16 protein-coding genes are annotated in these 14,125 nt (G+C 69.4%); 7 read left to right on the forward strand and 9 right to left on the reverse strand.

Annotation, left to right across the window (positions count from 1 at the left end):
• Positions 1 to 56: 56 nt before the first annotated feature.
• Positions 57 to 794, reverse strand: a complete 738-nt coding sequence (locus ACLIJ1_RS00940) for a hypothetical protein (RefSeq protein WP_411363602.1) — start codon at positions 792 to 794, stop codon at positions 57 to 59.
• Between ACLIJ1_RS00940 and ACLIJ1_RS00945 the strand changes: the two genes are divergently transcribed.
• The 5 genes from ACLIJ1_RS00945 (at position 793) to ACLIJ1_RS00965 (ending at position 3,567) form a co-directional block, all read left to right on the forward strand.
• The gene (locus ACLIJ1_RS00945) at positions 793 to 1,320 is read left to right on the forward strand and encodes a GbsR/MarR family transcriptional regulator (RefSeq protein WP_374410550.1); all 528 of its coding nucleotides are present in this window, start codon (positions 793 to 795) and stop codon (positions 1,318 to 1,320) included. The genes ACLIJ1_RS00940 and ACLIJ1_RS00945 overlap by 2 nt on opposite strands.
• 78 nt (positions 1,321 to 1,398) lie before the next feature.
• Positions 1,399 to 1,851, forward strand: a complete 453-nt coding sequence (locus ACLIJ1_RS00950) for a thiol-disulfide oxidoreductase DCC family protein (protein WP_411363603.1) — start codon at positions 1,399 to 1,401, stop codon at positions 1,849 to 1,851.
• Complete coding sequence (locus ACLIJ1_RS00955) at positions 1,848 to 2,717, forward strand: NAD-dependent epimerase/dehydratase family protein (protein WP_411363604.1); 870 nt, start codon at positions 1,848 to 1,850, stop codon at positions 2,715 to 2,717. The genes ACLIJ1_RS00950 and ACLIJ1_RS00955 overlap by 4 nt, the downstream gene beginning before the upstream one ends.
• A complete protein-coding gene (locus ACLIJ1_RS00960; RefSeq protein WP_411363605.1) occupies positions 2,714 to 3,091 on the forward strand; it encodes a DoxX-like family protein in 378 nt (125 codons plus the stop codon). Before ACLIJ1_RS00955 ends, ACLIJ1_RS00960 begins: the two co-directional genes overlap by 4 nt.
• Positions 3,088 to 3,567 (forward strand): DUF2269 family protein, encoded by a 480-nt coding sequence (locus ACLIJ1_RS00965; protein WP_411363606.1) that lies wholly within the window; start codon positions 3,088 to 3,090, stop codon positions 3,565 to 3,567. The genes ACLIJ1_RS00960 and ACLIJ1_RS00965 overlap by 4 nt, the downstream gene beginning before the upstream one ends.
• 16 nt (positions 3,568 to 3,583) lie before the next feature.
• Here ACLIJ1_RS00965 and ACLIJ1_RS00970 read toward each other — a convergent pair whose 3' ends face one another.
• Complete coding sequence (locus tag ACLIJ1_RS00970; protein WP_411363607.1) at positions 3,584 to 4,528, reverse strand: glutaminase; 945 nt, start codon at positions 4,526 to 4,528, stop codon at positions 3,584 to 3,586.
• 128 nt (positions 4,529 to 4,656) lie between these two features.
• Here ACLIJ1_RS00970 and ACLIJ1_RS00975 point away from each other — a divergent pair, with 128 nt between their 5' ends.
• Positions 4,657 to 5,028 (forward strand): hypothetical protein, encoded by a 372-nt coding sequence (locus ACLIJ1_RS00975; RefSeq protein ID WP_411363608.1) that lies wholly within the window; start codon positions 4,657 to 4,659, stop codon positions 5,026 to 5,028.
• 19 nt (positions 5,029 to 5,047) lie between these two features.
• Here ACLIJ1_RS00975 and ACLIJ1_RS00980 read toward each other — a convergent pair whose 3' ends face one another.
• From ACLIJ1_RS00980 to ACLIJ1_RS00990, 3 genes are read right to left on the reverse strand one after another with little or no spacing between them, the layout of a single operon-like run.
• Positions 5,048 to 6,856, reverse strand: coding sequence for a monovalent cation:proton antiporter-2 (CPA2) family protein (locus ACLIJ1_RS00980; protein ID WP_411363609.1), 1,809 nt, complete (start codon positions 6,854 to 6,856; stop codon positions 5,048 to 5,050).
• Positions 6,853 to 7,404: an NAD(P)H-dependent oxidoreductase gene (locus ACLIJ1_RS00985; protein ID WP_411363610.1), complete on the reverse strand. Its 552-nt coding sequence runs from the start codon at positions 7,402 to 7,404 to the stop codon at positions 6,853 to 6,855. Before ACLIJ1_RS00985 ends, ACLIJ1_RS00980 begins: the two co-directional genes overlap by 4 nt.
• A gap of 10 nt (positions 7,405 to 7,414) precedes the next feature.
• Positions 7,415 to 8,020, reverse strand: a complete 606-nt coding sequence (locus ACLIJ1_RS00990) for a DUF924 family protein (protein ID WP_411363611.1) — start codon at positions 8,018 to 8,020, stop codon at positions 7,415 to 7,417.
• Between the two features lie 132 nt (positions 8,021 to 8,152).
• Here ACLIJ1_RS00990 and ACLIJ1_RS00995 point away from each other — a divergent pair, with 132 nt between their 5' ends.
• On the forward strand, positions 8,153 to 8,608 hold the full coding sequence (locus ACLIJ1_RS00995; protein WP_411363612.1) for a hypothetical protein: 456 nt from the start codon (positions 8,153 to 8,155) through the stop codon (positions 8,606 to 8,608).
• 92 nt (positions 8,609 to 8,700) lie between these two features.
• On the opposite strand, the gene hutG is transcribed toward ACLIJ1_RS00995, so the two are convergent.
• From hutG to hutU, 4 genes are read right to left on the reverse strand one after another with little or no spacing between them, the layout of a single operon-like run.
• Positions 8,701 to 9,651: a formimidoylglutamase gene (hutG, locus tag ACLIJ1_RS01000; RefSeq protein WP_411363613.1), complete on the reverse strand. Its 951-nt coding sequence runs from the start codon at positions 9,649 to 9,651 to the stop codon at positions 8,701 to 8,703.
• A complete protein-coding gene (gene hutI, locus ACLIJ1_RS01005; protein ID WP_411363614.1) occupies positions 9,648 to 10,862 on the reverse strand; it encodes an imidazolonepropionase in 1,215 nt (404 codons plus the stop codon). Before hutI ends, hutG begins: the two co-directional genes overlap by 4 nt.
• 4 nt (positions 10,863 to 10,866) lie before the next feature.
• Positions 10,867 to 12,405, reverse strand: coding sequence for a histidine ammonia-lyase (gene hutH / locus ACLIJ1_RS01010; RefSeq protein WP_411363615.1), 1,539 nt, complete (start codon positions 12,403 to 12,405; stop codon positions 10,867 to 10,869).
• A gap of 11 nt (positions 12,406 to 12,416) precedes the next feature.
• The gene (hutU, locus tag ACLIJ1_RS01015) at positions 12,417 to 14,114 is read right to left on the reverse strand and encodes a urocanate hydratase (protein WP_411363616.1); all 1,698 of its coding nucleotides are present in this window, start codon (positions 14,112 to 14,114) and stop codon (positions 12,417 to 12,419) included.
• Between the last annotated feature and the right edge of the window lie 11 nt (positions 14,115 to 14,125).

The following is a 14,125-nucleotide window of genomic DNA, read 5'->3' on the forward strand; positions in this document are numbered from 1 at the left end:
AACCGCTGGCGTCTTGCAGGGAGCAGCGAAGGACCGAATTTGTATCGTACAAGCGGTCACCGGTCGCGGCCCTTGTCTGGAGCCGTACTGACTTTCTTCGGGATCTGCGAGAACACGGCGTCGAAATGCGCGCGGTGACCGGCGCTGGTGCACAGCGAGTCGTCGCCGCTGGCGGGCAATGCCCAGCCAGCCGGTTGGTTTTGCGGGTTGGAAGACACGGGAACGTCCGCCCGGCCATTGACATAGAAGAACGTGCCTTTGTGCGTGGCGACGGTCAGGTAAGGTGCCCCGGCCGGCGTCATGCCTGTCGACATGTGCTTTCGAAAGTCCTTGGCCTGTGCAGGAAAGGTGGATGCGCCGTGGCCGGTGGAGGCAGTCATCGTCAGATAGACATGGCCGGGGTTGTCCTTGGGATTGCCGGGGAAGGTGTCGAAGCCGTTCGAAGCGCACAGGGCGATCACGCGGTGGTCCCGCAGCTCGCAGGAAAAGCCAATCGTCTCGCCGGCCTTACAGGGGGACGGGGCTTGCGCTGCGGCAGTTGGCGAGCTTGTGCGAGCGGGTTGGCCTGCGGACAGGGGGATGCTGGCGAAAAACAGCATGGCTGCAGACAGCTGCAGCAGTCGGAATGAAGCGTACTGGCGGGGAGCGTTCATGGCGGAAGGCAAGTCGGGATGTAAGTCATTGTGATTCATTGAGGCACGATTCTTGGGGGCTGACAGGCAACGAATTGTTTTTTGACCCGTTAGAATTTCTGTCTTGACAGAAATTTCGGATCGGCGCACGATTTCGCCCATGGAACTGACCGATACCGCACGACGCTTCGTGGTCCACTGGGGCGAAATGGGCACTGCCTGGGGCGTGAACCGCACCGTGGCGCAGATTCATGCGCTGCTTTTCTTCCACGGCCGCCCGCTGCACGCCGAAGACATCGCGACCACGCTGGTGGTGGCGCGCTCCAACGTGAGCACCAGCCTGCGCGAGCTGCAGAACTGGGGCCTGATCCGGCAGACGCAGGTCCTGGGCGACCGGCGCGACTACTTCGAAACCTCCTCGGACGTGTGGGAACTGTTCCGCACCATCGTGCGCCAGCGCAAGGAGCGCGAGTTCCAGCCGACGGTGCAGATGCTGCAGTCGCTGGTGGGCACGCCGGAGTTCGAGAAGGAGTCGCCCGACGCGCAGGACCGCGTGCGCGAGACGCTGCGTTTCATGCAGACGCTGGGCGTCTGGACGGACGAGATGCTGCGGCTCTCGCCGGCGACGCTGGAAAAGGTGATGCGCCTGGGCGCGTCGGTGCAGAAGTTCGTGCGCTCCGAGACCTGACCGGTCGCAGGGGCTTTTTTTTCGGTTCATATTTCTGTCTAGACCGAAATAACTGAATTGTTCAACAAGGAGTTCGCGATGGCCGAGACGCTGTATCCCCTGACGCTGTACTACGACGGTGCTTGCCCGTTGTGCATGGCCGAGATGCGCAACCTGATGCTGCGCAACGAGCGCGACCAGCGCTTGCGCTTCGTGGACATCGCCGCTCCGGGGTTCGAGACGCCGGCCGGTGTGACGAAGGAGGCGCTGGCGCGCCTGCTGCACGCGCGTTCTGCCTCGGGTGAGTGGCTGCGCGGGGTGGACACTTTTGTGGCGATGTACGAGGCGGTGGGTGTGTCTTGGGTGGCGCGTTCGCTGAATTGGCGCTGGCTGCGGCCGCTGGCCGACCGCTGGTATCCGTGGGTGGCGGATCACCGCCATCTGTTCCCGCGCTGGCTGGCGCACCTGGTGTTCGAGACGGCCTGGCGCCGTGCGGCGCGCCGCTCGGTGTCGCCGTGCGCCGATGGCGTGTGCCGGAGGGACGCATCATGAAAGTCTTTGTCGTTGGAGCTTCGGGCTTCGTGGGGCGGCATGTGTCGGCCGCGCTGTCGGCGGCGGGGCATGAGCTGGTGACCGGGCCGCGCGTCGATTTCGCGCAGGCGACGTCGGCGGCCGACTGGTTGCCGCGGCTGCAGGGCGTGGACGCGGTGGTGAACGCGGTCGGGGTGCTGCGCGACACGCGGCGGCGGCCGATCTGGCCGACGCACGCCGAGGGGCCAAAGGCGCTGTTCGATGCCTGCGCGCAGGCGGGCGTGCGCCGCGTGGTGCAGGTGTCTGCGCTGGGCGTGGACAAGAGCGAGACGGTCTACGCGCGCAGCAAGCGCTCGGCCGACGAGCACCTGTGGTCGCTGGTGCAGGCGAGCAAGCTGGACGCGGTGGTGGTGCGGCCGAGCGTGGTGGTCGGGCCGGGCGGCGCGTCGACGGCGATGTTTCTCGCACTGGCGAAGCTGCCGGCGGTGATCCTGCCCGGGCCGGTGGCGCGCGGGCTGGCGCAGCCGGTGCATGTGAACGACGTCGCCGAAGCGGTGCGGCGCAGCCTGGAGGGCGAGGCGGATGCGCTGGTGGCGGGTGGGCCGAATGCGCTGCCGGTGGTCGGGCCGGAGGTGTTCACGCTGCGGGCGCTGATCGCGGGTTGGCGCGCCGCGCTGGGCCGTTCGCCCGCGCTGGTGGCGCTGCTGCCGGACGCGCTGAGCCGGCTGAGCGCGCGGATGGGCGACCAGGTGCCGGCGGTGCCTTGGTGCACCGAGGCGATGGCGCTGCTGGCGCAACCGAACACGGGCGATGTGCAGCCGCTGACGCGCCTGCTGGGCCGGGCGCCGGTGTCGGTGCGGGAGTGGCCAAAGGAGCTGCGGTCGTGAACGGCCTGGAGCGCTGGAGCCTGGTGGCGCTCTGGTGGGGCACGGCGCTGGTGTCGGCGCTGGGCTGGGGCGGCATCAGCCACGGGCTGGTGAGCGAGGCGGGCCTGGTGCCGGCGTCCTGGGTGTCGCCGCTGGTGGCGGCGGGCATCGCGCTGGATGTGGCGATGGGCGCCTGGCTGGTCTGGCGGCCCGGGGCGGCGGCCTGCCGCGCGGGCATCGTGGTGGTGCTGGGGTTCACGGCGCTGGCGACGCTGCTGGTGCCGGGGGCCTGGCTGCACCCGTTCGGGCCGCTGTTGAAGAACCTGCCGATCCTGGCGCTGATGGTGCGCGGCAGCGGCTGGTGGGGCATGGACGCCGGGGAGGGCGTGCGATGAACCTGTATCTCTTGCTCAAGACGCTGCACATCGTGTCCAGCGTGGTGCTGGTGGGCACGGGCTTCGGCTCGGCGTTCTATCTGTTCATGACCAACCGCAGCGGCTCGGTGGCCGCGCAGGCGGTGGTGTCGCGCCTGGTGGTCAAGGCCGACTGGTGGATGACGACGCCGGCGGTGATCGTGCAGCCGCTGAGCGGCATCGCGCTGGCGCATCTCGCGGGCTGGCCGCTGACCACGCCGTGGATCGCGTTGGCGCTGGGGATGTATGTGCTGGCGGGGCTGTGCTGGCTGCCGGTGGTGGCGCTGCAGTTGCGCATGGCGCGCATCGCCGACACCGCAGCGCGCCGTGGCCAGACGCTGCTGCCGGCCGCCTACTGGCGCATGGCGCGCTGGTGGGAAGGGCTCGGTTACCCGGCCTTCGCGGCGATGGTGGTGGTCTTCTGGCTGATGGTGTTCAAGCCGCCGCTCTGGGGCTGAGGCCGCTGGCCGGGGCTCAGAAGCTGGTGTGGCCCCAGCCGGTGGCGGCGACCAGCCGTTCCAGGGCGAAGGCGCCGAGCACCGAGTTGCCCTTGGCGTCCAGTTCGGGCGCCCAGACCGCGACCGTGCCGACCTCGGGCACGATGGCCACGATGCCGCCGCCCACGCCGGTCTTGACTGGCAGGCCGATGCGGTAGGCGAAGTCGCCCGCGGCGTCGTAGGCGCCGCAGGTCAGCAGCAGGGCATTGACGCGCCGGGTTTCGTCCGGGCCGAGGAACTGCTCGTCCGGCTGCCCGGTGCGGCTGAGGTCGCGGCCGTTGTTGGCCAGGAACAGCGTGGCCTGAGCGAGCTGGGCGCAGCTCATTTCGGTGGCGCACTGGCGGCAGTAGTTGTCGAGCACGGTTTCGGGCGCGTTGTGGAAGTTGCCGTGGCTCTTCATGAAATACGCCATCGCCATGTTGCGGTGGGCGGTTTCGCGCTCGCTGCGGGCCACGCGCGGGTTCCAGTGCAGCTCGGGCTCGTCGGCCAGCCGCCGCAGCGCGCCCAGCAGGGCGTAGTCGAGGTGGGCGTATCGGGTGGTCAGGATGTCGGTGATGACCAGGGCGCCCGCGTTGATGAACGGGTTGCGGGGCACGCCGTTTTCGGTCTCGAGCTGGACGATGGAGTTGAAGGCTGCGCCCGAGGGTTCGCGGCCGACCCGCTGCCAGAGGGCGTCGCCCTCCAGCTTGAGCGCCAGCACGAAGGTGAACAGCTTGGTGATGCTCTGCAGCGAAAACGGCGTGAGGGCATCGCCGACGCTGTGGGTCTGCCCGTCGACCGTGGCGATCGCCATGCCGAACTGGTGAGGATTCACTTCGGCCAGCGCCGGAATGTAGTCGGCCACCTGCCCCTGGCCGAACAGCGCCTGGGCGTCCTGGTGGATCTCGGCCAGCAGGGCCGGAAGGTCGTTGTGTTTTTGCATGGTGGGCGCGGATTCTAGGCGCGGGCAGCCGACAAGGGGAGCGCGGGGGGGTGTCAGCGGCTGGCGGTTTCCGATATCGTTGCAGGCATTCGTAAAACCCGTGCTGTCGCATTGGAGAGGGCGAGAAGATGAACAAGGACAACCCCGACACCTTCGTGATGGAGGACACGAGCGAATGGGAAGCCACCCAGGTCGACGATGTCTTTCTGCCCTCGGTGCAGGTGCTGATCCGCTGGAGCGATGTGGAGGCGGCGGTGGCGCGTGGTGCCGTCGTGCCGACCGAAGCCCACGGCCTGTGGGCCAGCTGGGCGGCGCCGGGCAGTTCGCTGCGGCGCATGGGGCAGACCATCGAGCAGCCTTTCCAGTCGACGCAGCCGCCGGACTCCGAGATGGACGACCTGCCGCCCCTGCCGCCCCCGGGTGGTGGCATCAAGCAGGTGGTGATGCTGCTGATTGGCGTGGTGGTCGGCGCCGCGCTGATGTTCGCCCTGGGCCGCTGAGCGGCTTCTTCCTTCTTCTTCAGTCGGGCTGGTTCCAGCCTTTGGCCGGTGCATGCTGGCGCTGCTGCGCCAGGTCTTCCTGCATCTGCCGCTCAAATTCTTCCCTGGCTTCGCGCATGCGCTTGACGATGTCGTCGCGCTCGTCCACCTGACGCATCTGGCGGGCGTGTTTCACCGCGCCTTCCGAGTGGCGCCGGAAGTCGTCGGCCAACTGCCGGGCGTGGAAGCGGTCGAAACCCAGCAGTTCCAGCGTGACGCGGGCACTGCGCAGCGAGCTCTCCAGCACCTCGCGCTGGGCATGGTGCACATGCGCGTCCATCAGGTCCATCTCGTGCACCGAATCGAAGGCGCGCGCGACGATCGGCAGGTCCGGGTGGCTTTCGTGAAGCTCTTGTGCGAGCCGCGTGGCCTGCGTGCGGTCGTCGATGGCGATCACGAAGGCGCGCGCCTTGCCCACGCCGGCCGCGTGCAGCAGGTCGGGTTGGGAGGCGTCGCCGAAGTGCACCTTGAAGCCGAAGCGGCGCGCGGAGTCGACGGTGTCGGCGTCGTGGTCGATCACGGTCGGCTTGATGCCGGCGCTCAGCAGCGTGCGCGCGACGATCTGGCCGTAGCGGCCGAAACCGGCCAGCAGCACCGGCGACTCGTTGTCTTCGATGGTGTCGGCGGGGCGGTCGTCGGTGTCGGGCCGGCTGTGGCGGTCGAAGGCGATCAGCAGCAGCGGCGTGGTCACCATCGACAGCGCAGCGATCAGGGTCAGCAGGTCGGCGGTGGCGGGCGGCAGCACCGAGGAGGCCTTGGCCGCAGCGAGCACCACGAAGGCGAACTCGCCCACCTGCGACAGCAGGATCGCCAGCAGCGAGCGTTGCGAGCCGGTGAGGCGGGCGACCGGGCCGAGCAGCCACAGCCCCAGCGCCTTGAGCCCGACCACCAGGACGAGGCCGACGATCACCTGCAGCGGCGCTGTCAGCAGCAGGCCCAGCTGCATGCTCATGCCGACCGCGATGAAGAACAGACCCAGCAGCAGGCCCTTGAACGGCAGGATGTCGTTCTCCAGCGCGTGGCGGTACTCCGAACTCGCCAGCAGCACGCCGGCCAGGAAGGCACCCAGGCCCATCGACAGGCCGACATACTCCATCAGCGCCGCAACGCCCAGCACCAGCAGCAGCGCGAAGCCGGTGAACAGCTCGCGCACCTGGATGCGGGCCACGAAGCGCATCGCCGGGTAGGCCACATAACGGCCGACCACGACCACGCCGCCAATCGCCGCTGCCTGCAACAGCAGGCCGCCGTGGGCAGCGCCGTGGCTGGCTTCGGCGGCTTCGGGCGCAGCGGTGCCGAGCACGGCAGCCAGCGCCAGCAGAGGGATCGCCGCGATGTCCTGGAACAGCAGCATGGCGAAGCCGGTCGTGCCGACCGGGCGCGGCATCAGGTTGCGCTCTTGCAGGATCGCCACCGCGATCGCGGTCGACGACAGCGACAGCGCCAGCGCGGCGACCAGCGACGCCTGCCAGCTCCAGCCCAGCAGCAAGCCCACCGGCATCAGCAGCGCCGCACAGAGCAGCATTTGCAGCGCGCCGCCGCCGAACACCGCCTTGCGCATGGCCCACAGGCGCTGCGGTTCGAGTTCGAGGCCGATCACGAACAGCATCAGCACCACGCCGAGTTCGGACACGTGCAGGATCGCGGTCGGGTCGTTCACCAGACCAAAGCCGACCGGACCGATCACCATGCCGGCCACGAGATAGCCAAGCACCGAGCCCAGCCCGGCGCGCACCGCCAGCGGCACAAACACCAGCGCGGCGAGCAGGAACAGGATCGCCTGGGTCATGCGGCACCCCTGCCCAGAGCGGCCTGCGCCTGCGACAGCCGCTGCAGCAGGCCGCCGCAGCAAGCGCTGATCTGCGCAGGCGAGTTGGTGTGGCCGCCGTGCACGACGTAGGGTTCGAGCCAGTGCATGCCGCAAAAGCGCGCCGTGTGTTCGATCGGGGCCACGAAGTCCGCAAACGGGCGACCGTGCACGCCGCCCGGTGTGTAGTCGCTCAGCTGGCCGCCCGCGCTCGTGACCCACCAGGCGGTCTTGCCGCGCAGCGCATGCGCGTCTGGCCCGTAGGCCCAGCCGTAGGCGAGCACCTGTTCGTACCAGAGCTTCATCAGCGCCGGCACGCTGTACCAGTGCACCGGCGACAGCCAGATCACCAGTTCGGCCTCCAGCAGCGCCGCGCGTTCGGCGGCGATGTCGATGTCGAAGTCAGGGTAGAGGTCGTAGAGCGCGCGCACGGCCGTGTCGGGCTGTGCTTCCAGGGTGCGGCGCAGGGCCTGGGTGACCAGCGAGGCGCTGGCGCGCGGGTGGGCGTGGATGACGAGAGTCTGGGGCATGGGGCCGGGGTTACTGCCCGAAGCGCGGGCCGTTTTGCAGGAAGGCTTCTTCTTCGGCGGTGCTGGTGCGGCCCAGCACGGCGTTGCGGTGCGGGAACCGGCCGAAGCGCGCCACGATGTCGGCATGTTCGCGGGCAGCCTTCAGGTTGCCGTCCAGGCGCCCCTGCAGCGCGGGCGGGCTCTGCCGCCACAGGGCTTCGAACTTGATCACGCATTCGTCCTGCAGCGCCGGGCTCTCGGCGTGCATCAGCGGCATGTAGAAGAACACCCGGCCGACCACGGGCAGCTCGGCGTCCTGCTCCAGCGCCAGGCTCTGCAGCACCAGCCGCTGCGCCCGGCCATCGCCGGCGAAGGCGCGCGCCTGCCCGCGGTGTGCGTTGCGGGTGAACTGGTCGAGCAGGATCACCAGCGCCAGCCGCGAGGTGGGCGTGGCTTCCCAGGCGGTCAGGCCCCCGTCCAGCGCCTGCTCCACCAGCGGACCGAAGCGTTCCCGGATCTCGGCGTCGAGCGCCGGGCCGCCACGGAACCACAGCCCGCTGCGGTCGTCGGATGGCCATCCCAGGGCCAGGCCGTCGCCGAACCAGAAGTCGAGGATGTCTTGCGGATCAGAGGTCATGCGGGTAAACGATGGGGCTGCTGTTACGAATGGCTACGACATTGACGGTGCGTGGGGTGCAGGTTACCGGCAATCGGCCTGTAATTCGTCCATGGGAGCTATTTCAGCGCCATTGACATGGAGAACCTCACGATGAATACCCTGACTCACCGCCTGCCCGGCACTTCTCCCGGGCTTCGTGCCCTCGCCGCGCTGGGTCTGGTGGCCGGCGCCTGGGCACTGACGGTGGCCGCCAGCAGCGCCCACGCACGCAGCGATGTCTACTGGTCGGTGGGCGTGAATGGCCCCGGCGTCGCGATCGGTGCCTCCAACGCTCCGGTCGTGGTGGCATCGCCGCCCGGCTACTACTACGACCCGCGTCCGGTGGTGGTCCGCCCCGCTCCGGTGTATGTGCAGCGGCCGCCCGTGGTGTACGCACCGCAGGTGGTCTACGGCCCGCCGGTCGTGTACGCGCCCCGTCCGGTGGTGATCGGTGGCCCTGCTTACTGGGACGATGACCGGGGGCATGGTTACTGGCGCGGCCATCGCCATGGGCACCGGCACGACCGCGACTGGGACGACGATCGTCGCGGTGATCACCGGCGTTAAAGACCCCCACGCTCCGCCGCTGCGCGGGTCGCTGCCCCCCGAGGGGGCTGATCCGCCTTGGGGCGGCCCGGTGCCGGCTCGCTGACCGCCCACTACCCGCGGGCCATGCGGGCCGCGATGCGGGCGGCGACCCGGGCGGTCACGCCGGCCGGGTCCATCGCGGGGTTGAGCTCCGCAATGTCGCTGGCGACCAGGCGTCCCGACGCCAGCACCTGATCGATGAAGGTTTCGACCTGGGCCAGTGGCAGGCCCAGCGTCGACGGCGCGGAAACGCCGGGCGCGATCGGCACCGGCAACACATCCAGGCACACCGTCAGGTACACACCATCGCAGGTCTGCAGCGCCTGGGCGAGCGATGCCTGGGCCTCGGCCATCTGCGCCGGACTCTGCAGGTCTTCATCCAGCCGGTAGCGGACGCCGAGTTCCTCCGCGCGGTCGAACAGCGCGCGCGTGTTGGCGAAGCGGCTGATGCCCAGCACGTGGTAGTCGAACGGGCGCCCCTGTGCCGCGCACCACTGGGCGATCTGGCGAAACGGCGTGCCCGAGTTGCCGCGAGCGGCCTGGCGCAGATCGAAGTGCGCGTCGAGGTTGACGATGAGCGGCTTTTTCAGATCCGGCCGGGCGAGCATCAGGCCCTGGAACGTGCCCCAGGCAACCTCGTGGCCGCCGCCGAGCACCAGCGGCCGGCAGCCCTGCGCCATCACCGCGGCGACGCGTTGCGCCAGCGCTTCCTGCGCAGCTTCGAGCGCGTCGTCGGTCGTGTCACCCGCGCATTCCACATCGCCCGCATCCCACAGCGCAGGTTCACCGAGCACCGGCATGTTCGCCAGTGCGGCGCGCAGGGCCCGCGGGCCTTGCGCCGCGCCGGGCCTTCCGCCGTTGCGGCGCACGCCTTCGTCGACCGCGAAGCCGATCAGCGCCACGCCGTCGCGCGAGCTGGCTTCGAAGGGCGAGACGCGCTGGTGCCAGCGCGTGCTGTCGCCGCTTTCTTCGGCGTCCACGCGGCCCTGCCAGATGAAGGGGGCGTTGGAGGGGGTGTTCATGCTCGCTCCTGTCCCGCCGCCACGACGCGGCGGCAGGGGTTGTGGCCGAACCAGTAGGTCAGCTCGTTCGGGTGGTCGAGGTCCCAGGCGACGAAGTCGGCGCATTGGCCGGCGGCGAGTTGTCCGCGGTCGCGCAGACCGAGCGCCTGCGCGGCGTGGACCGTGATGCCGCGCACCGCTTCGAGTGGCGTGAGGCGAAAGAAGGTGCAGGCCATGTGGGCCGCCAGCAGCAACGACAGGCCGGGCGCCGTGCCGGGGTTGTGGTCGGTCGAGACCGCCATCGGCACGCCGGCTTCGCGCAGCGCCGCCATCGGCGGCAGCTTGGTTTCGCGCAGCATGTAGAACGCGCCCGGCAACAGCACCGCGACCGTGCCGGCTGCTTTCATCGCGGCGATGCCGTCGGCGCTCAGGTGTTCGAGGTGGTCGCAGGACAGGGCACCGAACGAGGCCGCCAGCGCGGCGCCGCCCTGGTCGGAGAGCTGCTCGGCGTGCAGCTTGACCGGCAGCCCCAGCGCCCGCGCGGCCTCGAACACGCGACGCGTCTGGGCAGGCGTGAAGCCGATGGTTTCGCAGAAGGCGTCGACGGCGTCGACCAGGCCTTGAGCATGCAGTTGAGGCAACCAGCCGCAGACCGCATCGATGTAGTCGTCGGGCCGGCCTTCGAACTCCGGGGGCAGGGCGTGGGCGCCGAGGAAGGTGGTGCGCACGCCGACGCGGCGGTCGCTGCCGATCTGCCGCGCCACGCGCAGGCAGCGCGCCTCGGTCTCCAGCGACAGACCGTAGCCCGACTTGATTTCCAGCGTCGTCACGCCCTCGTCCATCAACGCCTGTGCGCGCCGGGCCGCCTGGGTGAACAGCTCGCCCTCGCTGGCGGCGCGCGTGGCCGCGACGGTGGAGCGGATGCCGCCGCCCGCGCGGGCAATGGCTTCGTAGCTCGCACCGTTCAGCCGCATCTCGGCCTCGGCGGCGCGGTGGCCGCCGTAGACGAGATGGGTGTGGCAGTCGACGAGGCCCGGGGTCACCAGCAGGCCGCCCAGGTCGACCTCGCGCGCGCCGTCGGCCGCCACCGGCCGTTCGCGCAGCGGGCCGGCCCAGACGATGGCGTCGCCCTCGGTCAGCAGCGCACCGTCGTCGATCAGGCCCCAGCCGTCGGCGGCGCCATCGGCCAGCGTCGCCAGCCGTGCGTGGTGCCAGAGCGTGCGCGTGGCCATGGGTTCAGGCCCAGAGTGCTGCGAGCAGGTCCTGCTGGCCTTCGCCTGCGGTGCCGTCCAGCACCAGGCGCCGTGCCGCTTCGATGTCGGGGGCGAACAGCCGGTCTTCGCCATAGAACGGGACCTGTGCGCGCAATGCACCGTGGGCCTTGGTCAGGCGCGGGCTGGTCGCCAGCGGGCGGTGGAAGTCCACGCCCTGCGCCGCGGCCAGCCACTCGATGCCGAGGATGGTGGCGGTGTTGTCGGCCATCTCGGCCAGGCGGCGGCCGGCGTAGGTCGCCATGCTCACGTGGTCTTCCTGGTTGGCGCTGGTGGGCAGGCTGTCGACGCTGGCCGGGTGGGCGTGCGACTTGTTCTCCGATGCCAGCGCGGCGGCGGTGACGTGGGCGATCATGAAGCCGCTGTTGAGGCCCGGGTTGTTCACCAGGAAGGGCGGCAGGCCCGAGAGCGTGCTGTCGATCAGCAAGGCGATGCGGCGTTCGGAGATGGCGCCGATCTCGCTGATGGCCAGCGCCAGCGTGTCGGCGGCGAAGGCGACCGGCTCCGCGTGGAAGTTGCCGCCCGAGAGCACCTCGTTGGTGTCGGTGAACACCAGCGGGTTGTCGGTGACGGCGTTGGCTTCGATCAGCAGCGTGCGCGCGGCGTTGGCGATCAGGTCGCGGCAGGCGCCCATCACCTGCGGCTGGCAGCGCAGGCTGTACGGGTCCTGCACGCGTTCGTCGCCCTCCATGTGCGAGAGGCGGATCTGGCTGTCCGCCAGCAGGGCGCGGGTGACGCTGGCCTGCGCGATCTGGCCGGGCTGGCCGCGCACGGCGTGGATGCGCGGATCGAAGGGCGCGTCGCTGCCCTTGGCGGCGTCGACGCAAAGCGCGCCAATGACGGTGCCGGCTTCGAGCAGGCGCTCGGCCATGAACAGGCCGTGCAAAGCGAGCGCGGTCGAGACCTGGGTGCCGTTGATCAGGGCCAGCCCTTCCTTGGCCGCGAGCGTCAGCGGCGCGATGCCGGCGGCCTTCAGCGCTTCGGCGGCCAGGCGCATCTCTCCGTTCACGCGCACCGGGCCTACGCCCATCAACGCGAGTGTCATGTGCGACAGCGGCGCGAGGTCGCCCGAGGCACCGACCGAGCCCTTGACCGGGACCACGGGCATCACTCCGGCGTTCAGCAGCGCCAGCAGCGTGTCGATCACCACAGGGCGCACGCCCGAGTAGCCGCGCGACAGGCTGGCCGCCTTCATCAGCATCACCAGCCGCACAGTGGCGTCGCTCATCGGTTCACCGGTGCCGACCGAGTGCGAGAGGATCAGGTTGCGCTGCAGCTGCTCCAGCTGCGCGTCGGGGATGCGGGTCTTGGCCAGCTTGCCGAACCCGGTGTTGATGCCATAGGCGGCATCGCCCTTGGCAACGATGGCGTGGATCGCGGCGGCCGAGGCGTCGATGGCGGCGCGCGCGTCGTCCGTCAGCGCGACGGTCACCGGCTGCTGCCAGACGGTGCGCAGGTCGGCCAGGGTCATCTGGCCAGGGTGGAGGGTGAGGGTGTGTTTCATGGTGGGAAGTGTCATCCGATCATGGGCAGCTTCAAGCCCTGCTTTTTCGCGGTCGCAATCGCCAGTTCGTAGCCCGCATCTGCGTGGCGCATCACGCCCGAGCCGCAGTCGTTGACCAGCACGCGCGCCAGCCGCTCGGCCGCGGCGTCGGTGCCGTCGGCCACGATCACCATGCCCGAGTGCTGCGAGTAGCCCATGCCCACGCCGCCACCGTGGTGCAGGCTGACCCAGCTCGCACCGCCCGCGGTGTTGAGCAGGGCGTTGAGCAGCGGCCAGTCGGAGACGGCGTCGGTGCCATCTTTCATCGCTTCGGTCTCGCGGTTGGGGCTGGCGACCGAGCCGGTGTCCAGGTGGTCGCGGCCGATCACGATCGGGGCCTTGAGTTCGCCGTTCCTGACCATCTCGTTGAAGGCCAGACCAGCCACGTGTCGCTCACCCAGGCCCAGCCAGCAGATGCGCGCGGGCAGGCCCTGGAAGGCGATACGCTCGCGCGCCATGTCCAGCCAGCGGTGCGTGTGGTGGTTGTTCGGGAACAGTTCCTTGATCTTGGCGTCGGTCTTGTAGATGTCTTCCGGATCGCCCGAAAGTGCGACCCAGCGGAACGGGCCTTTGCCCTCGCAGAACATGGGGCGGATGTAGGCGGGCACGAAACCGGGAAAGTCGAAGGCGTTGCCCACGCCTTGATCAAACGCGACCTGGCGGATGTTGTTGCCGTAGTCGACCGTGGGGATGCCCATGGCGTGGAAATCCAGCATGGCCTGCACGTGCACCGCACAGCTTTTGGCGGCGGCGTCCTGGAGCGCGGCGTGCTGCGCCGGATCTTTCTGAGCGGCCTTCCACTGCGCCACCGTCCAGCCCACCGGCAGGTAGCCGTTGATCAGGTCGTGGGCCGAGGTCTGGTCGGTGACGATGTCGGGGCGGATGCCGCCGGCCTTCGCGCGCTTGACCAGCTCGGGCAGCACTTCGGCGGCGTTGCCCAGCAGGGCGATGGAGACGGCTTCGTGCCTGGCCGTGTGTTCCCGGATCAGTTCGAGCGCGTGGTCGATGTCGCGCGCCTGCTTGTCGACATAGCGCGTGCGCAGGCGGAAGTCGATGCTGCTCTGTTGGCATTCGATGTTGAGCGAGCAGGCGCCGGCCAGAGTGGCGGCCAGCGGCTGCGCACCGCCCATGCCGCCGAGACCGGAGGTGAGGATCCAGCGGCCCGAGAGGTCGTTGCCGTAGTGCTGCTTGCCGGCCTCGACGAAGGTCTCGAAGGTGCCCTGCACGATGCCCTGGCTGCCGATGTAGATCCAGCTGCCGGCGGTCATCTGGCCGTACATGAACAGACCCTTGCGGTCGAGCTCGTTGAAGTGTTCCCAGTTGGCCCACTTGGGCACGAGATTGGAATTGGCCAGCAATACGCGCGGGGCGTTGCTGTGGGTCTTGAATACGCCGACCGGCTTGCCCGACTGCACCAGCAGGGTCTCGTCGTCGTTCAGGTCCTTGAGCGAGGCCAGGATCTGGTCGAAGCAGGCCCAGTCGCGCGCGGCGCGGCCGATGCCGCCGTAGACCACCAGGTGCTGCGGGTTCTCGGCCACCTCGGTGTCGAGGTTGTTCTGCAGCATGCGGTAGGCCGCTTCGGCGATCCAGTTCTTGCAGGTCAACGTGCTGCCGCGCGGGGCGCGGATCACCCGGGTCGGGTCGAGGCGGGGATCGGTGTTGGTGCTCATGGGTGTCTCCT

The sequence above is a fragment of the Hydrogenophaga sp. RWCD_12 genome (assembly GCF_046604225.1).
Taxonomy (GTDB): domain Bacteria; phylum Pseudomonadota; class Gammaproteobacteria; order Burkholderiales; family Burkholderiaceae_C; genus Hydrogenophaga.